This window comes from Streptomyces sp. NPDC104367, assembly GCF_055583825.1.
Window position 1 is genome coordinate 64,184 of record NZ_JBVJND010000011.1, and the last position, 25,584, is coordinate 89,767.

Consider the following 25,584-nt stretch of genomic DNA (forward strand, 5'->3'; position numbering starts at 1 on the left):
GTACCTTCAGATCTGGTACACCTCCGCGTCGCAGTCGGCCCGGTCGCCCCTTGTGGCGGCCGTCGTCGCCGGGTGCTCCTGGCCGAGTACCTGCCGCAGGGACGTCAGCGTCGCGGCATACAGCGTCTCTGCCCTGTTGGTCTTGCCCAGCGCTCGGAGGTCGGCCGAGAGGTTGAGCGCGCAGGCCAGAGTCATGGGATGCGTCTCGCCGAGTTCCTGAGTCGCGCGGCGCAGCGTCTCCTCGTCCATCTCTGTCGCGGTCTGCGGGTTGCCCAGGGCGAACAGGTCGCTGGCCATGTTGATGGCGACGGAGAGGGAATAGGGGTGGTTCGGTCCGACGGTGCCGATCAATCCGTCCTGGGCCTGTCGGTTCAGATCCTCCGCCTGCTCGGTCCGTCCCTTGCGGCGCAGCGAGATCGCCAGGTTCGTCATGACCCCGAACGTGAACGGGTGGTTCTCCCCGAGGTTCCGTCGCATCTGGTGCAACGTCTTCGTGCCCAGTTCCACGGAATCGTCCAGACGGTCCGCCTGCCGCTGGGCGATCACGAGGCTCGACGCGGCGCTCAGGGTGTTGAGGTGGTCGTCACCGTAGCGGCGCCGGCTGCGCTCCCAGGCCTCCGTGCAGGCCGAGAGCCCGCCCTCGTGGTCACCCGCCTTGCGGCGGGCCTCGCCGAGGTGGCGCAGCGCCATCAGGGTGATCGGCGTCTCGCTGCCCGCCAGCCGTTCGAAGCGGATCGAGTTGTTCTCCTGCATCTCGCAGGCGCCCACGTAGTCGCCGCACTCGCGGAGGTCCACGGCGAGCAGGCTGACGAGCATCATGGTGAGCAGGCTGTCCTCGCCGAGGGCGTCGACCGCGAGCTGGAGGTTGACGGCGTCGAGGTCCCGGGCGGTGGTGAACTCGCCGGTGAGGCGGAGCGCCGTCCCGTAGTCCACGGCCGCCGCGATCGCCATCGGGTCACGCTCGCCGAAGGAGCGCACCGCCTGTTCGCAGGTCTCCTTGTTGAGCTTGACGGACGAGGCGAAGTCGCCCGCCGCACGCATGTCGACGGCGACGGCCCGGGCCGCGAGCAGGGTGTCCTCATGGGTGTCGCCGACCGTCCTGCGCCGGCGCTCCAGGCTGTCCTCGTCGAGCTGGGCTGCCTCCGAGTAGCGTCCGAGCGCGCGCAGGACGTGACCGCAGTAGCGGGCCACGGTGAGGGTCTGTGCGTCGTCGGGGCCGATGCTCTCCCGCCAGGTCCGCAGCGCGTCCTGGGCGAGTTCCAGGCAGGCGTCGTGGTCGCCCCACGTGAACAGGTAGGTGACGGTGTTGACGACGAGGTTGCGGACCCAGTGGTTGTCGCATTCGACGGCCCGGGACGCCCGGATGTGCGGGAGCAGCTCGGCGTACCGGGGCCAGTTCCCCGTCACGCCCGGCTCACCCGGGTCGCCGCCCGCCAGCAGCAGGTGCGCCGCCTCGCGCATCGACTCCCGTTCCGCGGGGGTCATCTGGTCGATGAGCACGGCCTGGACCAGGCGGTGCAGCTGGATGCTGTTCGTGCGGTGGTCGATACGGGCCAGCGCGTAGCGGTTCACCTCACGCAGGGCCTGGCCCAGGCGGATCGGGTCGCTGAGGACCTGGCCGAGCAGGCCGGGCAGGGCGGCGTTGCGGCCCGCCATGAAAAGGCTGCGGGAGACCGGCTCGGGTGCGAAATACGAGCAGACCTGGAGGAGTTGGAGCGCGCCCGGGTTTGTGTCCTTCAGGCGGTCGAGGGAGACGTTCCAGGCCGCTGCCACGGGCAATTGGTAGTCCATCGGCGGTGCGAGTTCGAGGAGTTCCGCACGGCGGCTGACGAACTCTTCCCTTTTGCCTTCGAAGAGTTCGAGGTATTCTTCTGCTGGCATGCCGGTCTCGGTGAGCCAGACGGCGGCCTGTTCGATGGCGAGCGGCAGATCGCCGAGTGCTTCGGAGAGTCGGTTTGCTTTTTCGTCGGTGAGCTCAGGGCCCCGCCGTCGCAAAAGCTCGATACTTTCCTCGCGTGCGAAGACATCCACCTCGATGGTCCGTGCCATGTTGACCCATTGTCCGTTTCGGGAAGTGACGAGAATTCGACCGGTGCCGCCTTGTGGGAAGAAGGGGGTGACTGTTTCCGGGCTTTCGGCGTTGTCGAACACCAGGAGCCAGTTGCGATAGGGCTTGCCCAGGCGAAGGGCTTCCAGGACAGCCGGCACCGCGGTGTTGGCCTCGGCACTGGTGGGCAGTCGAAGGCGTTGCGCCAGGTCCACGAAGGCAGCCCGGATCTGGGCTGGTTGTTCGGCGGGGATCCACCAAACGATGTCATAGTCGGAACTATGACGATAGGTATATTCGATGGCAATCTGAGACTTGCCGACACCGCCCATGCCGTGTAGTGCTTCAGGTAAAATCGCGGTCGTGCCCTGGGTCAGGCGAGTGTGCAGATCCTGGAGAGCGAGCACCCGGCCGGTGAAATTGACATTCCGTGGTGGGACATTGCCCCAAACGGGTGGGGGGCTGCCCGCCTTGCGTCGCTCGGCGATGGCTCGCTCCACCGGCCCCAATGTCCGTACGTATGCATCGTTCATCGAACCTGGCTCTCCTCTGTCCGCCGCTGCCTGTCCTTCGGGCATCGGTGTCGCGTGTTCGGAAACGGCCCCCGACTGCTGTTCCTCGACCGTTTTTGAACGTGGCTCGGGCACAGGTACTTCGGTCATGTCAGACCCCGCGAATTGTAGTGGATCAGTGCCGTTGTCCTGTGCTGAAAGGCGTTGAACGCGCGCACTCAACCGGTCCGCCCAAGGCCGGTACGGTCCTGACAGAGCGCGCAGTGTGCGGATGAACGGAGTCACGTCGCCGGGCTCCTCCGGCAGGGCCACCGTCCGTTCAGCCCAGGGCTTCGTGAGTACCTCGGCCAGGTCCCGCATCTCCGGGACGGAGACCGCGAGGCGGGTGATGACGTGCAGCATCACCTCGGCCGTCGCGGAGCGGCCGCTGGTGGCGAGGAGTTCCTCGGCCACTCCGGGGAGGAAGCTGTAGCGGTGCGCGGCCGGGCCGAAGGGGTCGACCGACGGCGGCCCGTCCTCCATGACCAGCAGTCCCGAGGTGAGGATCTCCGCCAGATGGGCGGGGCGTGAGCCCGGCTGCGTGAGGTGCTGCACCGTCTCCATGACGCTCAGGTCCAGTGGGGCGACGGCAAGGTGCTGGGCGAGCCGGAACGCCATGGGGGAGGCGCTCGCGCGGAAGTCCAGGACGCGTTCGGCGGGGGTGGGTTCCTCGTCCGGCCGGAGGGTGTCCTCCTCGGGGCCCGCGTCCGTCTCCGTCGCCGTGGACAGGATGCGTGCCCCCGGCCAGTCGCCCAGGTCGCCCGTCAGGAGGCGGGCCCAGCGGGTCAGTCCGCGGGGGGTCAGCTCGATGACGGGTACGGCCTGCTGCGGGGGAGCGGCCGTACCGGTGACGCTCGCCGTACAGCGGGGGCCGCACGGGAGCGGGCCGGTGCTGCGGATGCGGGCGGAGCGGGTCGTGATCCAGGTGCGGTACCACGAGCGGCTCGGGAGCAGATGGGCCACGACGACCGGGACGTGTTCACCCCAGTGGGTGAGCAGGCGTTGGGCGGCTCCGGTGCGCCACGCGGCCCCCGCCCCGTCGGTGAGCACCATGACGGCCCGTCGGCGCGGCGGCATCGCCGGGGCCGTGAGGTCGAACTCGGGGCCGGCCGGGCCGGGGCCGCGCAGCCGGAGTTCGGCGTCGGCCTCCTGGTTCGTGCCGAGCAGCCGGATGTGCAGGGTGCGGAAGGCGCCGAGGCCGTTCAGCAGCCGGGCGAACTCGGTCACGCTGTGCCGCCAGGCCGCCATCGACGCCCCGGCGTCCACCACGAGCGTCAGGTCCAGCCAGCGGTCCCGGGCCGGGCGGTACCGGGGCAGCCGGGGTTCCGCCTCCACCAGGGCCTCCGCGGTCCCCTCCTCGTCGAGCTCCCGCTCGTGCGCGGACGCGACGGTACGCCGCAGGGGCCGCAGCGCCCGCTCCAGCAGCCGCCGGCCCTCCAGTCCGGGCACGGCGGTCCACACGGCGGACACCACGTCGGCGGCGGCGGTGGCGGGAGGGGGCTTGACCGGTGGGACAGAGGAGGGGAAGGGGGAGGGGGCGGAGAAGGCCGCGGGGGCGGACGACGGTAAGCGCGGCGGCGGCACCGCTCCCGGCCGCTGCCGTGACTCGGCCCGGCGCTCGGGTTCCCCGTCCGGCGGGCGTGGCGGCTCGCCGGGGCGCGGCGCGCGCGGTACCGCGCGGCCGCCGTCACCCGGGCGGGTGGTGCGGCCGGCCAGGCACATGGCGAGCCACAGGCCGTCGGAGAGCTCGTACGGTGTCAGGTCCGCGCTTCCCGAGGGGTCGGGCGGAGGCATCGGGGCCCGGGGGTCGGCAGCCATCACGGCCTCGTCGTGTCGAGGCTGCGCCACAGCGAGTCGACGAGCCGGTCCCAGTGCTCGTCGCCCTCGAACCGGTCGGACGTCGCCAGGTGGACGCTGTTGAGCAGGGCGTCCGCACTCATTCCGCCCTCGCGGGCGCTGCGGGCGACGAAGAGCCGGACCAGTTCCTGCCCGCGCGCGCCGGCCCGCTGGCCGAACCGGGCCGCCACCATCGCGGCGAGCTGGTCCAGGTCCGGCGGGGGCAGTTCCAGGCGCAGGCAGCGGCGCAGCAGCGCGGGCGGGAACTCCTTCTCCCCGTTGGACGTGATGATGATCAGGGGGAAGGCGCGGCAGCGTACCCGGCCGCCCGAGAGCCGGGCCGTCGCGCCGGGGTCGGCGGTGAGCACCTCCGCCTCCGGTTCGCGCGAGGCGATGCGGACCAGCTCGGGGATGTCGTACTCGCCCTCCTCGATGATGTTGAGCAGGTCGTTCGGCAGGTCGATGTCGCTCTTGTCGAGTTCGTCGATGAGCAGGACGCGGGGCAGGCGGTACGGCAGCAGGGCCGTGCCCAGGGGGCCGAGCCGTATGTAGTCGCCGATACGGGTCCGGCCGTCCGAGGGTTCCGGCCCGCCCTCGCCGCCGGCCTCCGCCGCGGCGCGGTAGGCGGCGGCGTCCTGGGCCCGGCCTATCGCGTCGTACTCGTACAGTCCGGACTTCAGGGACGTACGGGTGGTGATCGGCCAGCGCAGGACGCGGCCCAGGCGCAGCTCGCGTGTCACGCGGTAGGCGAGACTGGACTTCCCGGTGCCGGGGCGGCCGGTGACGAGGAGCGGACGGCGCAGGTACAGGGCCGCGTTGACCATGTCCGCCTCGCCGACCTCGACGGGGCGGCGCGGGTCGCCGTCGCGCAGCGGAGGTCCGATGCGCCGGGTCGTCTCCGCCTCGTCCTCGGCCGGGCGCTGCTGGAGCGGACCGCCGTCGAAGGTGCGCCAGGGCGGCGGGCCCATGAGCACGTCGTCCAGGTCGCGCGCGGCGAGCGTGCGCCCGTCGCCGTGGTAGACCCACCACGGCGCGGAGTTCCGGGGCCGGGGGTCCTGCCCGCCGTGCGCGGCGGACCTGTCGTCGGAGGGGCGGCCGTCGTTCATGACTGCGTCCTTCCTCTGTGCTGCGGCGGCCGGACGCGGCGCAACGGCACGTAGACGTTCTCCGGGTCGTCGATGAGCACGAGCAGGCCGTCGGCGGAGACCAGCGAGCCCCGGGACTCGTGGACCTTCGCCGCCAGCTCGTTCAGCTGGTGCGCCGCGAACAGGTCCTCGGCCAGTCCGCCGAGTTCCGGCCCGGCACCGGCCGAGCGGGTCCAGAGCATCGCGGGGACGCCCTCGCGCAGGGCCACGTCGTAGGGGTGGACGATCCCGGGCTCGGGCTTGCGGGGCGCGTCGAGCAGGGCGACCGCGACCACCCGGCCGTCCCGGTCCCGGCCCAGCACGTCCTGGAGGGCGGAGGGGCTCAGGCCGGCCGGTCCGCCGCACGCGTGCCAGGCGCACTCGTCGGGGCTGTCGCGCATGCTGCGCCAGCGCCGCTTGAGCACCCGCTGGATGGAGGGGTCGCGCTGCCGTTCGAGGGAGCGGATCACCGTCTGGTAGTGGTGCACCAGGGAGCGCGGCAGGCCGGAGGCGCGGTGGGTCGAGAACTCCTCGACCGGCAGGTCCACGAGATCGCGGCCGAGCAGGAACTCCAGCTGGACCGGGGTGTCGATGCCGGACAGGGACGCCTCGCCGCTGGAGATGGCCTGCTCCACGATCCGCTCCAGGTCCCCGTCGGAGCAGGCGAGGTCCAGGAAGTCCGGACAGGCCGGGGAGAAGGCGTCCTCCTTGGTCCACGAGGAGACCAGGTACTCCCCGTGGCCGCCCGGGCCGTCGTACCCCCCGTTGCCGCCGCCGTCGGGGTCGTCGCTCAGTTCGATCCGGATCGCCAGGTAGGCCATGCCCTGCTTCGGCCGTACGGGGACGAGTTCGGCGCACAGCGCGTCCAGCACCTCGCGCAGCCCGAGTTCGGCGGCGACCGCCCCGTTCCACTCGCGCAGCCGCCGGGCCAGGTGGCCGGAGGCGAGCGCGGCGACGTACTCGACGTAGAGCATGAACGGGAACAGGCCGTCCGCCCGCGCGTTCGCCTCCAGGAGGTGGTCGAAGGCCAGCACGATGTCCTCGTGGCCGCGCGGCAGCCGTTCGTACGTGCCGCGGGCCGCACGGTGGATCCGGGCGACCGGCACCTCCGGCGCCTGCCGTAACAGCTCCTGTACGTCTTTGAGTTCGGCCTCCGACAGCGGAAGCTGCACGGACGCGGAGCGCACCAGGTGGTGGAAGGCCTCCGTGGACCGGGCGCCGGGCGCGAAGAAGCGGACCGTTTCGGCCAGCACCACCAGGCCGCCCGGGATGTCACCCAGGAGGCGTACGACGTCGTAGAGCTGGCTTCGTGTGTTGATGCCCGTAACAACGAGGCTCACGAGGTCGATGTTCAGCCGACTCCCGGCGACTTCCAGGCACTGGCGCCGTAACTCCGCATCCCCCATGGGCCTGGTGCGTTCCAGTGCCTCCACCAGTCTGCTGGTACGCACCCAGTCCGATGCGTCGTCGATTGTGTCCGCCATCCCCGTTTTCCCGTAAGGCATCCAGGCGTGGACAGGTTCGGCCACGCAGAGTGTCGAATGTCCAGTCACCGGCGCCCCTCCTCCTCAAAACGCCGCAGCTCGGCGGCGATCGATCGGACGGTACGGGAGTCGCCTGTCAACATCTCCACAGCACCGATGAGTTCCTCTAGTCCCCCTTCGTAGTCACAGCTCGTCCTTACCGCGTGGTACAGGTGCGCGTGGGGTTCAGCGCGTTCGGCCACCATCGCGCCGATCTCCGGGCGCAGCAGCGAGACGAGGTCCTGCCGTCCGCGGAGCGTCCCGAAGTGCGGGATCGACACCAGCAGCCGTGCCAGTTCGGCACATTGACGTGCCGTCAGATCGACGGGCGCCGGTTTCGCCGGGGTGAGCAGGGCGGCGAGCGGTGTCCACTCGCGCGCGACGGCGGCCAGCGGGTGCATCCACATCGCCGTGCCGGCGGACGGGTCGCGGCCGGCGGTGACGAGGCCCACGACCCCGCCGAGCCCCCGGTCCCACACGCCCGCGCCGCCGAAACCCCGTCCGTCCGCCGGGCCTTGCTCCCGGCCCTCCAGGCGCAGCCGGGCGGGGTGGGGGCCGCCCGGCCCGGCCGTCGTCACGGTCGCCTCCACCAGGACGCCGTCGTCGCCGTCGAGCCCCTCACCGGGGCCGGGGCCGGGGCCGGGGTGCGGAGGGTGGCCGTACACGCTCACCCTGGCCGGTGGCATGCCGGCGCCCGCGAACAGGGGGGCGGGGCGGGCCTCGGCGGGCGGGCCGTCCGGGCCGAGTTCCAGGACCGCGATGCCGCCGGCCGCGGGCCGGTCCGGGAACCAGCCGCCGTCGACCGTACGGGCCCGCCGCGGCCGCGCGTCGCCGCCCGGCGCGAAGTCCACCCAGACCGCACTGCTGCCCGCGACCACCTGCTCCTCACGGCACCCGAGGGCCGCGGCCACCACCTGAGCGCAGGTCAGAACGCGGCCCCGGCCGATGAACACGCCCGCGCCGCACGGTCCCTCCCCGCCGGGACCTCTCACCCGCACCCGCCAGTCGCCCACGACCCAGCACCCCCATCCCGGCTCGCGGGCGTACCCTCCCCCGGTGAAGGCCGGATCGGTCACGTGAGCCTAGGGAAACCCTACGCATCCGAGGGGCTCCCGGCGAGAGCGCAGCGTGTACTCGGGCCGACTCTTGGTGACCCTGAGCCACCGGGTATGTCTGCTTACGCGATCAATAGGGCGGTTGTCGCCCGGTGGTGCCCGACGGACGGCACCGGTCCCGGACGCCGGCCACCGCACGTGACGCCGTCAACTTCGGTCCCCGCAAAAGGCTTGGAGATGTCTACCGCGGGGCATGGCCCTCCTACCGGACAGCAGGTGCGGGGCAGTGCTCGGACAGAGGAGGGCGTCATGGACGGTCGGATCCGCGTGCGCGTTGTTCGTCGACCGGCTCCTCGGAGCCAGGAGATCGACCGCAGGACGCCCTCGGGGCGCATCCTGCCCTACTAGCCCACCAGCCCTACCAGCCCCAACCAAGTACCTACCGGCCCCAACCAGTACCGACCGGCGCCGGCCCGAGTTCCGTCGGTCCCCGACGGGTCCTGCCGGGCCCCGGCGGGCGCCGGGTTCAGGCGGCCAGCGGGTTCAGTACGAGCGGTTCGATACGGCCCTCCAGCATCGCGCCGATGCCCTGGACGGCACACACGTCCGGCCGCTCCGCGATGTGCACCGGCATGCCGGTGGCCTCCCGCAGCAGCTCGTCGAAGCCGGGCAGCAGCGCCGATCCGCCGACCATCGTGATCCCCCGGTCGGCGAGATCGGCGACCAGGTCGGGCGGGCAGTCCCGCAGCACCTTGCCGATGCCGTCGAGCACCCCCGTCAGCGGCGTCTGGATGGCGTCGCGCACGGCCGCGGTGTCGACCCGCACGCTGCGGGCCAGCCCGGTGGCCACGTCCCGCCCGTGGATCTCGGTGGAGGCCGGTCCGTGCGGGGTGAGCCCGTTGCCCGACAGGGCGAGCTGCAGCGGCCGCACCGACTGGCTCGGGAGCACCAGCTCGTGCTCGTGGCGCAGGTGCTGGACGATCGCGTGGTCCACGGCCTCGCCGCCGACCGGCATCCGCTCCGCGCACACGATGGACCCGAGGGAGAGTACGGCGACCTGCGTCGCGGCGGCCCCGCAGACCAGGATCATCGTCGCCTCGGGCCGCTCGACGGGCAGCCCGCAGCCCACCGCGGCGGCGATCAGCGTGTCCACCAGCTCCACCCGCCGGGCCCCCAGTCCCACCAGTGTCTCGATGGTCGCCCGCTGGGCCAGCGGGTCGGCGTCGTGCGGGGTGCAGGCCGCCGCGCGCAGCCGGGCCTTGCGGCGCAGGGTGCGGCGGATCTTGTCGCCGAGCAGGTGGCGCAGCATGCGCTGGGCCATCTCGATGTCGACGACCGTGCCGCCGGAGATGGGGCGCACGACGCGGATGTAGTCGGGGGTGCGGCCCGTCATCTTCTCCGCGAGCTCGCCCACGGCGATCAGGGCGCCGGTGCGGGTGTTCACGGCGGCGGCGGAGGGCTGGTCGACGACCAGGCCCATGCCCTTGACGTACACGCGGGTGCGGGCGGCCCCCAGATCGACGGCGAAATGGCAGCGGCGCAACTGCTCCAGACTGACGGTCACGGCAGGTCCTCCCGAGTGCGCGGGCCGTGTGAGGGGCGGCGGATGACGGCTTCCTTCGCATCCTCCGGGCGATCGCCCCGGCGCGCCTGCGGGGGAGGGCCGGGCGGGGCGCGGCTGAATGGGGGTTTCCGCCGGATCACCGGGTGCGCACCGGTTCACCGGGCGCACGTCGGGTCTCTGGGTGCGCGCCGGTTCAGCGGACGTATGCCGGATTACCAGGTGCGCGCCGGTTCGCGGGGTGCGCGCCGGTTCAGCGGGCGCACGTCGGGTCTCTGGGTGCGCGCCGGTTCAGCGGGCGTACGCCGGATCTCTGGGCGTACGCCGGGCACGCCGGATCTCTGGGCGTACGCCGGGCACGCCGGGTACGCCTGGTTCACCGGGGCCGTCGGGGTGGGTCATGTCGGGTCGGTGGGCCGGGAGGTCCAGCTCAGGCGTACCACCAGTTGTCCCTCGGCGGCGCCCTTGGCGATCACGGCGCCGGCCTCGGCCGTCAGCTTGACCCCGAACTCCAGCTCCACCGAGTCGGGCCGCAGTGTGCCGTCGCGGAAGACCCGCAGCGCGGACTGGGCTGCCGCCCGGACCCCGTCCAGGGCGCCCTCGAAGGAGCGGGCCGCCTGTGCCGCCGGGCCCGTGCCCCCGTCGCGGGAGACGGGACGGCTGCCGGGGACGGGGTCGGCCGACTCCACGACGACCACCGCGCCGTCCTCGGTCCTGAACTCCATCATTCTCGCCATGGCGCCACCCGCCTCCCCCGTGTCCTCAGGCCCGCGCCCGAGACCCCGTGACCGGTTCATTGTCGCCGAACCGGCCGGTCCGTGTCCCGGCGGTCGAGTGGCTCATGGCGCGGGGCGGCCGACGACGCCCCGGACCACACCCAGCTCCACCAGGTCCTGCGGCCGGATGCGCAGGTGGCCGGCGGTGGCCTCGACCTCCTCCGGGGGCCGCTTCAGGATGGCCGCGGCCAGCTCCGGGGCGATCACCGAGAAGTAACTGTCCGGTGTGGCCCAGGTGTTGCCGGGGGCGGCCAGCGCCAGTGCCCCGCCCGAGCCGCCCTCGCCGATGACGAGCGTGGTGATCGGCGTCCGGGCCGCCGCCACCTCCGCGAACAGCTCCGCGATCGCCGCGCCCGCGCCCTGCCGTTCGGCCTCGGCGTCATTGGCGGCGCCCGGGGTGTCGACGAGGGTCAGCACGGGGATGCCGAGCCGGTCCGCGAGCCTGGTCAGCCGGGCCGCGGTCCGGTACCCGGCGGGCCGGGTCGCGGTCCCCGTCTGCGCGGCGAACGCGACCGTACGGCCGTCGCGTTCGCCGAACCCGCAGAGCATCCCGTCCGGGTCCGCGCCGCCGCACCGGCCGCCGACGAGGGCGGCCCGACGGGTGAAGTAGGCGTCCAGATAGGCCCGGGCGCGCGGGCGGCGCGGGTCGCGGGCGCGTCGTACGGCCTCCTGGCCGGTGGCGGGCAGCCCGGTGTCTCCGAGTGCGGCCGGCGGGTCGGCGGGTGCGCTCGCCGGGGTGGTCAACAGCCTCAGCCACAGACCGAGTTCGCCCTTGAGGTCGCTCACGGGGAGCACCGCGTCCACCGCGCCCGCCGCGAGCTGCGCCTCCGCCGTGTACGCAGCCGGGTCCGCGTCGGCCGGGCGGACCCGGGAACCCGCGAAGCCGACCTGGGCGCCGGGCAGCGCCAGGACCACGTCGGCGCCCGCGCCCAGGGTGGCCCAGCCGCCGCCGGTCGTCGGGTCGCGCAGGACCGCGATCTGCGGCAGCCCCGCCTCCCGGGTGAGCACCGACTGCCGTGCCACGCGCTGGAGTTGGGACAGGGCGAGCATGCCCTCCTGCATCCGGCTGCCGCCGGTGGCGACCAGCGGGACGACCGGCAGACGGTGGCCGCGCGCATGCGCGTAGGCCGCCTCCAGCCGGTCCCCGGTCCGCTCGCCCAGCGAGCCGCCGAGGAACCCGAACTCGAAGGCGATCAGCACGGCCGCCGTGCCCTCGACCCGCGCGGTGCCGACGACGACGGACTCCGCCTCGCCGGTGCGCTCGGCGGCGCGGGCGCGCGAGGCGTCGTACCCCTGCCAGCCGAGTGGGCCGTCGGGCCGGGATCCGCGCGCCGGGTGCGGGAGTTCGGCGAAGGTGCCGGGGTCGGCGACGAGGGCGAGGAACTGCCGGGCGGAGAGCCGTTCGGGCACGGGCTCGGGCTCGGGCACGGGCTCGGGCGCGTGCTCAGGCACCCAGGGCCCGCTTCATGATCTTGCCCATGTCGTTGCGGGGGAGGGCGTCCAGGTAGCGGACCACGCGCGGGCGCTTGTGCGGGGCGAGGCGGCCGGCCACATGGCCGGCCAACTCCTCTGCCGTGGGCGGGGACTGGGGATCGGCCGGGACGATCCAGGCGACGATCCGCTCGCCGAGGTCCGCGTCCGGTTCGCCGGTGACGGCGGCCTCCCGCACCCCCGGGTGTTCGAGGAGCGCGTTCTCGATCTCCCCGGCCCCGATCTTGTAACCCCCGCTCTTGATCAAGTCGGTGGCCTTGCGTCCGACGATCCGCACATAGCCGTCGGGCTCCCGTACGGCCATGTCGCCGGTGCGGAACCAGCCGTCGGCGGTGAAGGCGGCGGCGGTCGCGTCGGGCCGGTTGAGGTACTCGGTGAACAGGTTGGGGCCGCGCACCTGGATCTCGCCGACGGTCTCCCCGTCGAACGCGGCGATCGCCGTCCCGTCCTCCTCCACCAGCCGCAGCTCCACGCCCGGCAGCGGTACGCCGACGGTTCCCGCGCGGGGCTCGCCGTCGGCGCGGACGCTGGTGTTCATCAGCGTCTCCGTCATGCCGTACCGCTCGATGACGCGCCGTCCGGTCGCGGCCGCGATCCGCTCGTGGTCGTGGACGGGCAGCGCGGCGGAGCCGGAGACCAGCAGCCGGGCCCGGCCGAGGGCCTTCGCCAGCGCGGGGTCGGCGGGCAGTGCCTCGGCGATGCGGTGGTACATGGTGGGCACGCCGAACAGCATGGTCGCGCCGTCGTTCAGCTCGCGGGTCACCCCGTCCGTGTCGAACCGCCCGAGGTGGCGGACGCTGCCGCCGCGCCGCAGCGGTCCGAGGACGCCCAGCACGAGCCCGTGCACGTGGAAGAGCGGCAGCCCGTGCACGAGCACGTCGTCGCCGGTCCACCGCCAGGCGTCGGCGAGCGCGTCCAGGGTGGCGGCGAGCGCCCGGCGCGGGATGACGGCGCCCTTGGGCGGGCCGGTGGTGCCGGAGGTGTAGACGACGAGAGCGGGGTCGGCCCCGGCCGAGCGCACCTCGGGCACCGCCCCCGCGGCCTGCACATCGACGTCGACGCGCGGCAGGGCGGCGAGCGCGGCGGGCAGTTCGGCGCCCGGGGCCGCCAGCACCGCGCTCGGGGCGCTGTCGCCGATGATGTGCGCGAGTTCCTTGTCGCCGGACTTCGGGTTGAGCGGGACGGCCGCCCGGCCGGCCAGGAGCGTGCCGACGACCGCGACGGCCGTCTCCAGCTCCGGGGTGGCCCACACGGCGACCCGGTCGGCGTCCCCGACCCGGCCGGCGAGGGCGCCCGCCGCGGCGGCGAGCTGCCCGTACGTCAACGACCGCGCCCCGAACCGCAGGGCCACCCGCTCGCCCGGACCGTCCACCAGGGCCGGAAACAGAAGGGACACGCGACGACTCCTCACCGTTCACCACCACGACACCACCCTTCCTACACCAGCGACCGCGCCGGTGGGCCACCCCACCCCACCCCCGCTCGCGGCCGTCGGGGTCAGGTCGGGGAGATCACGTCGGCCACGATGCAGCTCACGTTGTCGGTGCCGTCCGCTGTGTTGGCCGCTGCGGTCAGGGCCTGTGCCGTGAGATCCGGTTCGGGCTCGTCGGCCAGGAGCTGTCGGATGTGCGCGTCGGGGACGGCTCGGCTCAGGCCGTCCGAGCAGAGCAGGTAGCGGTCCCCGCGGCGGACCTCGTGCAGCTTCAGGTCGGGCGTGTCCGCGCGGTCCCCGGACAGCAGCCTGGCCAGCAGCATCCGCTGCGGATGGCTCTCCGCCTCCTCCGGTGTCAGCCGTCCCTCGTCGACGAGGGCCTGCACCACGCTGTGGTCGTGGGTGATCCGGAACAGCTCGCCGTCCCGCAGCAGGTACGCGCGCGAGTCGCCGATGTGCACCAGGGCCAGCCGGGACCCGGTCCACAGCAGCGCGGTCAGCGTCGTGCCGACGTCCGTGCTGCCCGCGGCCACCTCCCGTACGGCCTCACCGGCCGAACGCACCGCGTCCTCCAGGAGGTTCAGCACATTGCCCGCGGACAGCTCGGCGTCCTCCAGGGACTTCAGCGCCGCCACGGCGGCGGCGCTGGCCCGTGCCCCCTGTGCCCCCGTGCCGTCCGCCACGGCGAGCAGCCGGCGCCCCGCGTACACGGAGTCCTGGTTGGCCGGCCGGACGAGCCCCCGGTCGGTGTGTGCGGCATAGCGCAGTTCCAGCATGGTCGTCGTTTCCCTTCCCGACTCTCCCGACAGGTGGTCGACGAGGAACGCGGCCAGGTCGCGCCGTACGGCGGTGTCCGCCTCGACCCGGGCCCAGTACGCCCGTATCTCCTTGGCGGCCGGTCCGGGCGGCAGCGCGCACACCTCGCGGATCAGGGCCAGCGGCATCCCGAGCCGGCGCAGCCAGGCCACCAGCCGGGCGCGTTCGAGCTGCGCCGCGGTGTAGTAGCGGTACCCGGTGTCCGGGTCGACCCGGGCGGGCCGCAGCAGCTCCAGCTCGTCGTAGAGCCGCAGCGCCTTCGGCGACAGCCGGGAGGCCTTCGCGAAGGCGCCGATGGTCATCCGTTCCATGCCGCTCCCCGCTCCCCGCTCCCGCTTCCGTTCCATGCCGCTCCCCGTTCCCGTCGCATGCCGCGCCCCGCTCCGTCCGCGCCCGTCCGTGTTCCTCGTCGTTCCTCGTCGTTCCTCGTCGTGCATCACCGATGCTGGGGTCTGACCGAAGGTGAAGGTCAACAGCCTTCCGCGGTTGCGGTACGGCGGACCGTCCCGGTTAGCCTGCCGGGGAGACGCAGCCCCCCTCGGCCAAGGAGCCCCGACGTGCCCCGCATAGCCCTCGCCACCTACGACCCCGGCACGGAGCCGAACAAGGACCTGGACCTGCCGGTGCTGGTGCGGGCGCTGAACGAGGCGGGCGCGGACGCCGTCGCCCACCCCTGGGACGCGCCCGGGGTGGAGTGGGGCGGGTACGACCTGGTCGTCATCCGCTCCACCTGGGACTACAGCTGGCGCAGGGACGAGTTCGTGCCGTGGGTGGAGCGGGTGGGCAAGGTCACCCGGATCGCGAACCCGGCCGGCGTCGTCCGCTGGAACACCGACAAGCGCTATCTCGGCGACCTCGCGGCGGCCGGGGTGCCGGTCGTGCCGACCCGCTATCTCGCCCCCGGCGACCCGGTCACCGCGCTGCCCGCCGACCGCGACTACGTCGTCAAGCCCACCTTCGGCGCCGGCGCCCGGTTCGCCGCCCGCTACACGCCCGGCGAGCGGGAGACCGCCGTACGGCACCTGGCCCGGATGCACGACGAGGGGCTGACCGCGATGGTGCAGCCGTACGTCGCCGGGATCGACGTCGGCGGCGAGCGGGCGCTCCAGTTCTTCGGCGGGCGGCTGCTGCACGCCAGCCGCAAGCGCGCCGTCCTCACCCCGGGCACGGCGTACGACGCGGCCAAGGTCGCCCACCCCGACCTGACCCCCTGGACCCCCACCCCGGCCGAACTCGCCGTCGCGGAGCGGGCGCTGGCCGCCGTGCCGGAGGCCCCCGAACTGCTCTACGCCCGGGTGGACCTGGTCGACGGGGAGGACGGCCGGCCCCAGGTGATGGAACTGGAGCTGGTCGAGCCGAACCTGTTCCTGTTCCTGCACCCGGGGTCGGTGGCCGCGGTGGCCGCGGCGCTCATCGGGGCGGCCCGCCGATGACGGCGGTCCGCTGGAGCAGTCCCCAGGTGAACTCCGCGACCACCTGACGGCCGTCGGGCACCGTGAGGGCCAGCCCCCACCGGGCCGGCGCGGTGCCCTCCAGGGGGCGGGCGGGGGCGAAGGCGCGGGCCGCCTCGTCGACGGTGCAGGACCAGGGGGTGAGGTCGTCGAGGGTGTGCAGGGCGGGTGCGGGGGCGCCCGGGGCGCGGACCAGCCACTCGTTCCAGACGGCGCCCCCGGGGCCGGTCAGCACCTCGAAGCGCAGGGTGGGCCACAGGGGGAGCGGCCACCGCAGGGCCGTGCACTCCAGGTCGCCGACGGTGCGTGGGGTCTCGGACCCGGGCGGGCCGAGGACCGAGCGGTAGCGGGCCGCCGCCGGGCGGGAGCGGGGCGAGCGGGCCATCGCCTGCCACCGTTTGTTGGCCTCCCGCATGTCCGCGACCGACGCGCCCAGCGTGCGCCGGGCCTCCTCGACCAGGCCCGGATTGTGGTCGGCCATACGGCGCAGCAGCACCAGCTGGAAGTCGAGTCGCATACCGTCCATGGTGCCCGGGCCGGTGTCCCGCTCCTGACCGGCTGGTTCCCGGCCATTGCCCGCGCAATCACCGATGGCTAGCCTGTGTTCGTCATGCCGATCGCCTGTTGATATCTCGAACGGCTCCACAGCTCCGACGATATCTGGCGCTTATACCCAAGGGAGGGGGCCGGACGTGGGACGCCTCGTGCCTGCCGTGACCCGGGCTCTCGACATTCTTGAGCTCTTCCTGGACGGGGACGGGACCCTCTCCGCCCCAGACATAGTGCGCAGACTCCAGCTGCCGCGGACCACCGTGCACGAGCTGGTGACCACGCTCTCCGCCCGCTCGTACATCGTGCCCGTACCCGGACAGCCCGGACGGTACCGGCTAGGTGTCCGCCCGTACCAGCTCGGCAGCCGATACGCCGAGCAGCTCGACCTCGCCGCCGAGGGCCAGCAGGTCGCCCGGTCCGTCGCCGAGACCTGCGACGAGACCGTCCACGTGGCGATCCTGGAGGGCACCGACGTCATCTACATCGCCAAGGTCGACTCCACGCACGCCGTCCGCATGGTCTCCGCCGCAGGCCGCCGGCTGCCCGCCCACTGCACCTCGGTCGGCAAGATGCTGCTCGCCTCGCTGCCGGACCGCGAGCTGAGCGCGCGCATCCCGGACGACGCCGACCTCGTGCGTATGACGCCGAACAGCATCACCGAGCCGGACGCCCTGCGCGAGGCCCTCGCCGGGATCCGGGCCCGCGGCATCGCCGTGGAGAGCCGCGAGTCCAATCCGGACGTCTCCTGCGTCGCCGCGCCGGTCCGCGACCGCACCGGCCAGGTCGTCGCGGCCCTGTCCATCTCGGTCCCGATGATCCGCTGGAGCGACGAGCGCCGGGGCGAGCTGGAGCAGCTCGCCGCCAAGGGCGCCGCGGAACTCTCCGAGCGCCTCGGCCACCGGAGCGTGGCATGACGACGGCGTACGAGGTCGCGGTGGCGGCACAGGCGACGCTCGGCGAGGGCCCGACCTGGGACCCGGTGACCGGCCGCCTGATCTGGATCGACATCCTCGGCTCGCGCGTGCACACGTACGATCCGTCGACCGGCCGCCGGACGGTCCGGACCACCGACCAGCACGTCGGCGCGGTCAAGCCCCGCGCCGGCGGCGGCCTGGTGCTCAGCCTCCGGGACGGCGTCGCGCTCCTCGACCCCGACGGCGCGTTCCGCTGGCTCCGCCACGAGCCGGTCGCCGGCCGCCGCGCCAACGACGCGGCCGTGGCCCCCGACGGCTCCCTGTGGGCCGGCACGATGCGCTACGACGAGGCGGCCGGCGGCGGCACGCTGTCCCGGGTGGCGGCCGACGGCACGGCCACCACCCTGCTGCCCGACGTCACGGTCAGCAACGGGACGGGCTGGAGCCCGGACGGCCGCCGCGTGTACTACATCGACACGCCCACGCGCCGCGTCGACGTCTTCGACTACGACGGCGGACTCCCGTCCGGCCGACGCCCGTTCGTGACGGTCGAGGAGGGCGCGGGCTTCCCCGACGGCCTCACGGTCGACGCGGACGGCTGTGTGTGGGTGGCCCTCTGGGACGGGGGAGCGGTGCGCCGCTACACGCCCGACGGCGACCTGGACCGGGTCGTCACCCTGCCGACGCCCCGCACGACGGCCTGCGCGTTCGGCGGCGCCGGCCTGACCGACCTCTACGTCACGACGGCGCGGGTGGGGCTGGCGGCGCCGCATCCCACGGCGGGGTCGCTGCTGGTGGTCCCGGGGGCGGGCAAGGGGCTCGCCCAGCCGGCGTTCGCCGGCTAGGCGCCCGAAGGGCACGCTCCGGCACGGGAGTTCGCCGACGCGGCCGCCGTCGGCCGCCGTGGTCGCCGTCAGGCGATGCGGGCCCCCGTGCCGCTGACCCGGACCCGCGGGTCGCCCTCGGTCAGGGTCACCGTGAGGACCCCGGGGCGGCCCAGGTCCTCGCCCTGGTGGAGGGTGAGGACGGCGGCCCCGGGGACCAGGCCCAGGGCGCGGGCGTACGCGCCGAACGCGGCGGCCGCGGCACCGGTCGCCGGGTCCTCGACGACACCGCCGACCGGGAACGGGTCGCGGACGTGGAAGACGGCGGCCGACTCCCGCCACACCAGCTGGACCGTGGTCAGGTCCAGCCGGTGCATCAGCGCTTCGAGGCGTGCGAAGTCGTACGCGAGGTCCGCGAGCCGGGCCCGGGTCGCGGCCGCGAGCACGAGATGGCGGGCGCCGGCGAAGGCGACGCGGGGCGGGAAGGCCGGGTCGAGGTCGGCGGCCGGCCAGCCGAGCGCGGCGAGCGCCTCCGCGAGGTCGGCGTCGGCGATCTCCCCGACGTGCGGTTCGACGCTGGTGAGGGTGGCCGTGACCGTGCCGCCGTCGTCGCCGACGCGCACCGGCACCGTGCCCGCGCGGGTCGCGAACACCAGGTCCCCGGGGCCGATCCGCTCCGCGAGCGCCACCGCCGTCGCGATGGTGGCGTGCCCGCAGAACGGCACCTCGGCCTTCGGGCTGAAGTACCGGATGGTGTAGGCCCGTTCCCCCTCGGCCGCGGTCAGGAACGCGGACTCGGAGTAGCCGAGGCCGGCGGCGATGGCCAGCATGTCGCCGTCGTCCAGACCGGTGGCGTCCAGTACGACACCGGCGGGGTTGCCGCCCGCGGGGTCGGCGGAGAAGGCCGTGTAGCGCAGCACCTCGGGCTGCGGCGCGTTCGTCGTCACGTCCGCGACAACGCGCGGCGGGCCCGGAGGTGTTCCCCGGGCCCGGCGGGCCGCTACCGGACCCCGGCCGCCTTCAGCTCCCGCGAGGTCAGCGGCGGCCGGGTCAGCGGCGGCTTCAGGGGGCCCACCACCGCCGCCAGCAGCACGCTCGGCGCCATCAACGCCTCCGCGCCCCGCTCCAGCGCGGCCACGTCCGTCACCCGGCGGGCGATCCGCCCGTTGCCGGTGGCGGTGTACAGCAGCCGTTCCACGTACGCCTGCGTCAGCCGCTCGCGCCAGGTGGGCCCGTTCTCCGTCGCGCCCGGGTAGAACACGTCCACGCCCGTCGACAGCTCCCAGGCCGCCCGTACCGGCCCGCTCACCGCCCGCTGGATGCGCCGGGCGAGTCCGGGCGAGCCGAGGCCGTCGCGGCGGACCGTGTCGCGCAGTGCCAGCGCGCCCTGGGCCGCCACCGACATCCCGTGCCCGTACACCGGGTTGAGCGCGCACACCGCGTCGCCGAGCACGGCCAGGCGCTCCGGCCAGGCTCGCGTCCGCTCGTGGAAGTGACGGCGGTTGGCGGTCGTCCGGGTCACCGACACATCGGTCAACGGCTCGGCGTTCGCGAGGAGTTCGGCGATCACCGGATGGGCCGGCTCCTCCCGGGCGTACCGGGTGAAGTCCCCTGCGTCCGGGCCCGGTTCGCCGCCCCGGCTGCCGTACAGGGTGACCATCCACCGGCCGTTCTCGATGGGCATCAGCACCCCGCCGCGGCCCGGGCGGCCACTTCGCGGATCGGCCTGGAGATGGACGATCGGGAAGCCGTCGCGGACCGTCTCGTCCGGCGCCCGGAACACCCGGCTGGCGTAGGCGATGCCGGAGTCGACCTCGCGGAACGCGGGCGCGGGCAGGCCGAGTTCGGTCAGCCAGACGGGCGTGCGGGAACCGCGCCCGGTCGCGTCCACGACGAGGTCGGCCGGGTGCTCCCGCTCCGTGCCGGAGTCGAGCGACCGCAGCCGTACGCCGGTCACCGCCCGGCCGGTGCCGAGCAGTCCGACGCCCTCGGTGCGCTCCAGCAGCTCGATCCGGCCGTCGGCCAGCACCCGCTCCCGTACCACCCAGTCCAGCAGGTCCCGGCTGCACGGCAGCATGAACGCCGACTCGCCCCAGCGCCGGTACCAGCCCTGCGGGGACAGCGCGACCATGTCCGTGGTCACCGGCAGCCGCTCGGCGCCCGCGGCCCGCAGCCGCCCGATGGTGCCGGGCAGCAGCTCCTCCAGGGCGCGTGCCCCGCCGGACCACAGCTGGTGGACGTGCCGGGCCTGCGGGAGCCCCTTGCGCGGCTCGGGCCCGGCGGGCAGCGTGTCCCGCTCCGCCACCACGACCCGGTCCGCGTGGGGCGCGAGGGCATGGGCCGCGAGCAGCCCGGCGAGCGAGCCGCCGAGGACGACTACGGTGCGATCACTCATGTACGGCGCTGCTCTCCACGGGGATGCTTTGGACGGCTGGGACGGCTGCCGCGTGTGCGCGGACCGCTTCTATCTGGTCGGGGTGTCTGAGCGCCCGGGACACGGCACCGATCTCCTGGAGCAGCCGGGTGGTGTCCGGTCCGTCGCCGGTCGGGTCGGCGGGGCCGGTGTCACGGCCGCGCGGGCCGACCGCGTCCAGCACGGTGACGGCACTGGCCAGCGCGCGGGCCCGCTCGGGCGGGTGGCCGAGGCCGAGCGCGGCGGCGTAGGAGCGGTCGCCGAGGTCGGCGTCGATGTGCCGGGACAGGGGCAGCAGCACGTCCCGGATGAAGGTCTCGCGCCGGGTCAGCCGCAGTTCGGGCGTGGCGCGCAGCACGAACGGGACACCGTCGCCGTGCACGGTCCGGGTCAGCCGGTACAGCGGCCGCAGCTCGTGGTGGGCGAGCCGGACCCGCCAGCGGTCGTGCAGGAACTGGCCGGCGTGCGGCAGGATGAAGCCGACGGCGATGGTGATCGCGGACAGCGCGGCGACCGGCGGCGCCAGGTCGGTGCTCAGCCAGTCCAGGTCGTGGCCGGTCCAGCGGGCGCCGACCGCGACCAGTTTGACCGCGTCGAACAGCAGGTTCAGCCCGTAGCCGACGCCGAGCAGCTTCAGCCCGCAGCGCAGCCAGGCGTCCAGGCCCTCGGTGCGCACCCAGTTCCAGATCAGCCGCCAGGTGATCAGGCAGGCCACGCTGTGGGCGACGAGGTAGAGCAGGATCTCCTCGCGCATGAACGGGGTGGTGGCGTAGTAGGTGTCCAGGTCCCGCACCCGTTCCACGGGCACGTCGGCGAGGAGGAACAGCAGCCACAGGACGGCGATCACCCCGGAGTAGACCGACACCACCCGGCGCATCGCGCGCCGGGTGGCCGCCGAGCGGTCGGTCAGGCCGTTGCGCCAGACGATGATCAGCAGCAGGCAGGAGCCGCAGAACGCGGTGATCAGCGAATAGCACCAGGGCGCCGAGACGTTGGGGACCCCGGTGAACCGGTTGACGGCGGCGATCGTCGACGGGGAGCAGAACACGAACACCCCGCAGGCGAGCAGCAGCAGCCCGCCGACCGCGCGCAGCAGCGGGTCGCGCCACAGCCGGATGATGGTCGGCAGCTTGATCGCGAGGGCGGCGGTCAGCACCGCGGTGGGGATCCAGAAGGAGATGTAGAGCTCGCCCAGGAGCCCCGCCGGGGCCGGGGCCGGGGTGCCGGTGGTCACCGCGCCGCTCCGCCGCGCCCGCGGTAGCCGAGGGACCGCTGGACGGGGTCGAGCGGGGAGGGGCCGGGCCGCTCGACGTAGGGCCGGAAGGCGGTCGCCAGCCGGTGTCCGAAGTCGTCCGCCTCGGCCTCGTCGCGCTCCCGGGAGCCGTTGCGCGCGGCGACCGTCAGCGCCGCGTCCCCCCAGTCGGGTTGCCGCCCCGCGAGGGCCCGGGCCGCCTCCGGGGCGACCCCGTGCTGATGGCGGTGCCCGGCGTGCAGGTGCCACAGCTCGTGGCCGAGGATGACCAGCCGCTGCACGGCCTCGGCCCGTTCCTCGACGATCACCAGGTCGAAGTCCTGGAACTCCACCCAGAGTCCGGTGACCTCGATCTCGTCGGGGAACCGCTCGAAGCGCAGTTCCACCGGCCGTCCGGCGCGCAGCGCGGTCATCTCCTCGCACAGCGCGTGGCACAGTTCGCCGACGTCGGCGGGCGGCCGGGGCCGGGCGTGGACGGCGGCGGCGAGAGCGGCGGCGAGGACGCGCATCCGCGCGTTGGGCCGGGGGTGCCGCAGCCTCGCGGCGATCCGGGCCCACCGGTGCCGCGCGCCGGCCAAGTCCATCGTTCCCCCCTCGCACCGCTCGACGGCGGTCCACCGCTGCGGCGGCCCGTCCGAGATTACGCGTCCGGACGTGTCCGCGTCATGTGTTCCGACGACCGTCGTTCAAAGGGGAACGACTGCCGGATGCACGAAAGTCACGTCGGACCCATTGACGCGGAAGCGCTTCGATTTTACGGTCCCGTTCGAAGTTACGGGCACATGTCGATATATCGAACGAGCGTAAGGGCAGGGCAATGGGACGACCTGGCCTCAGTCGCAGGCAACTACTGGGCACGGCCGGCGGGCTGGCGGTGGCGGGAAGCTTCGGCTTCGCGGCCCTCGGCACCGGCGCCGACGCGCTGGCCTCCACCGCGCGCACCCGCGTGCGCTACTGGAACCTCTTCAGCGGTGGCGACGGCTCCAACATGATCGCGATGCTGGACGCCTTCCGTGCGGCGCACCCCGACATCGCGGTGAAGGACTCCACCCTCCAGTGGGGCAACCCCTTCTACACCAAGCTCGCCATGGCGGCCGCGGGCAACCGCGCACCCGACCTCGGCGTCATGCACATCGGCCGGGTGGCCGGCTTCGCACCGGGCCGCCTCCTGGACCCCTGGGACGTCGGCCTGCTCGCCAAGTACGGCCTGCGGGAGGAGGACTACAACCCCGGGCTGTGGCAGCGCGGCGTCATCGACGGCAAGCTCTACGCCCTCCCGCTCGACGTCCACGTCCAGCTCTGCTTCTACCGCAAGGACGTGCTGAAGAAGGCGGGCCTGCTCGGCAGCGACGACCGGATCGTGCCCATCACCTCCACGGACGACTGGTTCGGCGTCCTCAAGGAGGCCAGGAAGGCCACCAAGAAGGGCCTTCAGACCATCGGCCTGTGGATCAACGACCAGAACTTCCAGTGGTGGTTCTTCGTCGCCTTCTACACCCAGCTCGGCGGCACCTGGTTCAACGACGCCAGGACCGAGGTCACCTTCGACACCGACAAGGCCACCCAGGTCCTGGAGTTCCTGCGCCGGCACGTCACCGACGGCTACGCGGACCCGACCATGGGCTCCGTCAACGCCGAACAGTTCATCAACGGCGCCCCCTTCGCCTGGGAGGGCAACTGGTCGGTGCCCGTCTACTCGGGTGCCGAGCTCGACTACGGGGCGATACCGCTGCCGCCCGTCTTCGGCACCCAGGCCACCCACGCCGAGTCGCACTCCTTCGTGCTGCCCCACCAGTCCGACCGCGGCGGCGCGGCCGACGAGGCGGCCCACCAGCTCGCCGCCTACGTCGTCACCCACGCCCGGCAGTGGGCGGCCGGCGGCCACATCCCCGCCTATCTGCCGACCCTGTCCACCCCGGCGTACCAGAAGCTCTACCCGCAGAACGAGTACGTGTCCGCCATGAACCACCAGGCCAACGAGCCCAAGGTGTGGTTCGCGGGCTCCACCGGCATCCTCGCCCAGCGCGTCGGCCCCGTCGTCGTCTCCTCGACCATGGGCTCCGCCAAGCCCGACGCCGCGGCCGGCCGGATGAAGAGCGAACTCGCCACGCTGCTCGCGATGAAGAACCCCATGGACGGCAAGACCGCCGCGCAGGGAGGTACGGCCGCATGACCACCGCAGAGACCGTTCTCGCACCGCCGCGCACCAGAACCGCCGCCGTCGGCGCCACCCTCCGCCGCAAGCAGGGCTTCCAGCACGGCGGCTGGTTCGTGGCGCCCTTCCTGCTCCTGTTCGCGCTCTTCGTGGTCTGGCCGCTGCTGCGCGGCGTCTACCTCAGCCTCACGGACGCCAACATCACCGGCGCGGACGCCCACTTCATCGGCCTCGACAACTACCGCGAGGCACTGAAGGACCCCCTGATGTGGGACGCCCTCGGCCACAGCGCCTACTTCACGCTGCTGGTCGTCCCCTGCATCACGGTCCTCGCCTTCCTCCTCGCGATGCTCGCCCACCACATCGAACGCGGCAAGTGGCTCTGGCGCCTCTGCTTCTTCGCGCCCTTCCTGCTGCCCTCCACGGTCGCGGGCAACCTCTGGCAGTGGCTGTTCAACCCCGGCACCGGAATGATCAACTACGTGTTCGGCGGCGACACCCCGTGGCTGACCGACAAGTCGTACGCGATGCTCGCGATCGTCATCGAGACCCTGTGGTGGACCGTCGGCTTCAGCTTCCTGCTCTACCTGGCCGCCCTCCAGTCCATCCCCGCCCACCTCTACGAGGCCGCGAAGCTGGACGGCGCCAACGCCTGGCACCGCATGGTGCACATCACCCTGCCGATGCTCCGCAACATCACCGGCCTGGTGATCGCCCTCCAGATCCTCGCCTCGCTCCAGGTCTTCGACCAGGCCGTCGTGATGATGGACTTCGGACCCGGCCCCGAGAGCTCCACCCGGACCTTCGTCCAGTACACCCTCGAAGAGGGCTTCACCAGCTACCGCGTGGGCTACGCCTCCGCGATCTCCATCATCTTCTTCGTGATCATCGCCGCCGTCGCCCTCGCCAGGATGTGGCTGCTGCGCAACCGCACCGAGGAGGCCACCCGATGAGCAGCACGTCCGTACCGTCCCGCCGCAGGTCCTCCTGGACCCCCAGCCAGATCGTCCTCACCCTGATCGGCGCGGCCGTCTCCGCGGTCTTCCTCGCCCCGCTCTTCTGGGGCCTGTTCACCTCCCTCAAGTCGGAGACGGAGGCCGTCGAGGTACCGCCGCACTGGCTCCCGGCGCACTGGACGGGCCAGGCCTGGAAGGCCCTCTTCGAGACCGGCAACATCACCGACTGGTTCGTGAACTCCCTGGTCGTCTCGGTCTGCGTGACGTCCGTCGTGGTCATGGTCGGCGCGCTCGCCGGATACGGCTTCGCCCGCACCGAGTTCCGCGGCAAGAGCGCCCTGATGGGCCTGGTCATGTCCGGCCTCATGGTCTCCCCGGCCGTCCTCGGCGTCCCCCTGTTCACCACCGTCCAGCAGATGGGCATGGTCGACACCTACTGGGGCATGATCCTCCCGCAGTGCGCCCCCGCCGCGATGGTGTACATCCTCTACAAGTTCTTCCAGGGCATCCCGCACGAACTGGAGGAGGCCGCCTTCATCGACGGCGCGGGCCGCTGGCGGGTCTTCTTCACCATCGTCCTGCCGCTCTCCCGCCCCTCCCTCGCCGCGGTCGGCATCTTCACCTTCATCGCCTCCTGGAACAACTTCCTGTGGCCCTACATGGTGACCAACAACCCCGACCTCATGACCATGCCGAACGGCATCGCGACCGTCATGAACTCCTACGGCATCCAGTGGGCCCAGCTCATGGCCGGCGGCCTCATGGCGGGCCTCCCGCTGATCATCGTGTTCGTCTTCTTCCAGCGCCAGATCGTGGCGGGCGTCGCCCACACGGGCCTGGCCGGCCAGTGAGGAG

20 protein-coding genes are annotated in these 25,584 nt (G+C 73.1%); 6 read left to right on the forward strand and 14 right to left on the reverse strand.

What is annotated here, in order from left to right; genetic code table 11:
* Nucleotides 1-6: 6 nt before the first annotated feature.
* From fxsT to ACZ619_RS18390, 9 genes are all read right to left on the reverse strand, one after another.
* Complete coding sequence (fxsT, locus tag ACZ619_RS18350; protein WP_469599805.1) at nt 7-4,416, reverse strand: FxSxx-COOH system tetratricopeptide repeat protein; 4,410 nt, start codon at nt 4,414-4,416, stop codon at nt 7-9.
* The gene (locus ACZ619_RS18355) at nt 4,416-5,540 is read right to left on the reverse strand and encodes an AAA family ATPase (RefSeq protein ID WP_469599807.1); all 1,125 of its coding nucleotides are present in this window, start codon (nt 5,538-5,540) and stop codon (nt 4,416-4,418) included. The genes fxsT and ACZ619_RS18355 overlap by 1 nt, the downstream gene beginning before the upstream one ends.
* Nucleotides 5,537-7,042, reverse strand: a complete 1,506-nt coding sequence (locus tag ACZ619_RS18360; protein WP_469599809.1) for a VMAP-C domain-containing protein — start codon at nt 7,040-7,042, stop codon at nt 5,537-5,539. The genes ACZ619_RS18355 and ACZ619_RS18360 overlap by 4 nt, the downstream gene beginning before the upstream one ends.
* A gap of 65 nt (nt 7,043-7,107) precedes the next feature.
* The gene (locus tag ACZ619_RS18365) at nt 7,108-7,992 is read right to left on the reverse strand and encodes an effector-associated domain 2-containing protein (protein ID WP_469599811.1); all 885 of its coding nucleotides are present in this window, start codon (nt 7,990-7,992) and stop codon (nt 7,108-7,110) included.
* Between the two features lie 670 nt (nt 7,993-8,662).
* Nucleotides 8,663-9,700: a rod shape-determining protein gene (locus ACZ619_RS18370; protein WP_469599813.1), complete on the reverse strand. Its 1,038-nt coding sequence runs from the start codon at nt 9,698-9,700 to the stop codon at nt 8,663-8,665.
* Between the two features lie 395 nt (nt 9,701-10,095).
* Nucleotides 10,096-10,434 carry a CU044_2847 family protein gene (locus tag ACZ619_RS18375; protein ID WP_469599815.1) on the reverse strand — a complete coding sequence of 113 codons (339 nt, stop codon included), beginning with the start codon at nt 10,432-10,434 and terminating at the stop codon, nt 10,096-10,098.
* A 102-nt stretch (nt 10,435-10,536) separates the two neighbouring features.
* Nucleotides 10,537-11,883, reverse strand: coding sequence for a carboxyl transferase domain-containing protein (locus ACZ619_RS18380; RefSeq protein WP_469600089.1), 1,347 nt, complete (start codon nt 11,881-11,883; stop codon nt 10,537-10,539).
* Between the two features lie 34 nt (nt 11,884-11,917).
* On the reverse strand, nt 11,918-13,360 hold the full coding sequence (locus tag ACZ619_RS18385; protein WP_469599816.1) for an acyl-CoA synthetase: 1,443 nt from the start codon (nt 13,358-13,360) through the stop codon (nt 11,918-11,920).
* 101 nt (nt 13,361-13,461) lie between these two features.
* Nucleotides 13,462-14,523 (reverse strand): MerR family transcriptional regulator, encoded by a 1,062-nt coding sequence (locus ACZ619_RS18390; protein ID WP_469599818.1) that lies wholly within the window; start codon nt 14,521-14,523, stop codon nt 13,462-13,464.
* Between the two features lie 246 nt (nt 14,524-14,769).
* Here ACZ619_RS18390 and ACZ619_RS18395 point away from each other — a divergent pair, with 246 nt between their 5' ends.
* Nucleotides 14,770-15,645: an ATP-grasp domain-containing protein gene (locus tag ACZ619_RS18395; protein WP_469599820.1), complete on the forward strand. Its 876-nt coding sequence runs from the start codon at nt 14,770-14,772 to the stop codon at nt 15,643-15,645.
* Here ACZ619_RS18395 and ACZ619_RS18400 read toward each other — a convergent pair.
* Nucleotides 15,623-16,180: a hypothetical protein gene (locus tag ACZ619_RS18400; protein ID WP_469599822.1), complete on the reverse strand. Its 558-nt coding sequence runs from the start codon at nt 16,178-16,180 to the stop codon at nt 15,623-15,625. The genes ACZ619_RS18395 and ACZ619_RS18400 overlap by 23 nt on opposite strands.
* Before the next feature lie 175 nt (nt 16,181-16,355).
* On the opposite strand from ACZ619_RS18400, the gene ACZ619_RS18405 reads away from it, so the two are divergent.
* Together ACZ619_RS18405 and ACZ619_RS18410 are read left to right on the forward strand one after the other, a co-directional pair.
* Nucleotides 16,356-17,129 carry an IclR family transcriptional regulator gene (locus tag ACZ619_RS18405; RefSeq protein ID WP_469599824.1) on the forward strand — a complete coding sequence of 258 codons (774 nt, stop codon included), beginning with the start codon at nt 16,356-16,358 and terminating at the stop codon, nt 17,127-17,129.
* Nucleotides 17,126-17,974 (forward strand): SMP-30/gluconolactonase/LRE family protein, encoded by an 849-nt coding sequence (locus ACZ619_RS18410; protein WP_469599826.1) that lies wholly within the window; start codon nt 17,126-17,128, stop codon nt 17,972-17,974. The genes ACZ619_RS18405 and ACZ619_RS18410 overlap by 4 nt, the downstream gene beginning before the upstream one ends.
* Nucleotides 17,975-18,042: 68 nt before the next feature.
* Here ACZ619_RS18410 and ACZ619_RS18415 read toward each other — a convergent pair whose 3' ends face one another.
* Genes ACZ619_RS18415 through ACZ619_RS18430 form a run of 4 tightly spaced genes read right to left on the reverse strand, consistent with a single transcriptional unit; the run spans nt 18,043 to nt 22,202 of the window.
* On the reverse strand, nt 18,043-18,900 hold the full coding sequence (locus ACZ619_RS18415; protein ID WP_469599828.1) for a PhzF family phenazine biosynthesis protein: 858 nt from the start codon (nt 18,898-18,900) through the stop codon (nt 18,043-18,045).
* A 53-nt stretch (nt 18,901-18,953) separates the two neighbouring features.
* Nucleotides 18,954-20,348 (reverse strand): NAD(P)/FAD-dependent oxidoreductase, encoded by a 1,395-nt coding sequence (locus ACZ619_RS18420; RefSeq protein WP_469599830.1) that lies wholly within the window; start codon nt 20,346-20,348, stop codon nt 18,954-18,956.
* Nucleotides 20,341-21,600 (reverse strand): MAB_1171c family putative transporter, encoded by a 1,260-nt coding sequence (locus ACZ619_RS18425; protein ID WP_469599832.1) that lies wholly within the window; start codon nt 21,598-21,600, stop codon nt 20,341-20,343. The genes ACZ619_RS18420 and ACZ619_RS18425 overlap by 8 nt, the downstream gene beginning before the upstream one ends.
* Nucleotides 21,597-22,202, reverse strand: a complete 606-nt coding sequence (locus ACZ619_RS18430; RefSeq protein WP_469599834.1) for a toxin-antitoxin system, toxin component family protein — start codon at nt 22,200-22,202, stop codon at nt 21,597-21,599. The genes ACZ619_RS18425 and ACZ619_RS18430 overlap by 4 nt, the downstream gene beginning before the upstream one ends.
* Before the next feature lie 233 nt (nt 22,203-22,435).
* Here ACZ619_RS18430 and ACZ619_RS18435 point away from each other — a divergent pair, with 233 nt between their 5' ends.
* From ACZ619_RS18435 to ACZ619_RS18445, 3 genes are read left to right on the forward strand one after another with little or no spacing between them, the layout of a single operon-like run.
* Nucleotides 22,436-23,791: an extracellular solute-binding protein gene (locus tag ACZ619_RS18435; RefSeq protein WP_469599836.1), complete on the forward strand. Its 1,356-nt coding sequence runs from the start codon at nt 22,436-22,438 to the stop codon at nt 23,789-23,791.
* Nucleotides 23,788-24,726, forward strand: coding sequence for a carbohydrate ABC transporter permease (locus ACZ619_RS18440; RefSeq protein WP_469599838.1), 939 nt, complete (start codon nt 23,788-23,790; stop codon nt 24,724-24,726). The genes ACZ619_RS18435 and ACZ619_RS18440 overlap by 4 nt, the downstream gene beginning before the upstream one ends.
* Nucleotides 24,723-25,580, forward strand: a complete 858-nt coding sequence (locus tag ACZ619_RS18445) for a carbohydrate ABC transporter permease (RefSeq protein WP_469599840.1) — start codon at nt 24,723-24,725, stop codon at nt 25,578-25,580. The genes ACZ619_RS18440 and ACZ619_RS18445 overlap by 4 nt, the downstream gene beginning before the upstream one ends.
* Nucleotides 25,581-25,584 lie beyond the last annotated feature (4 nt).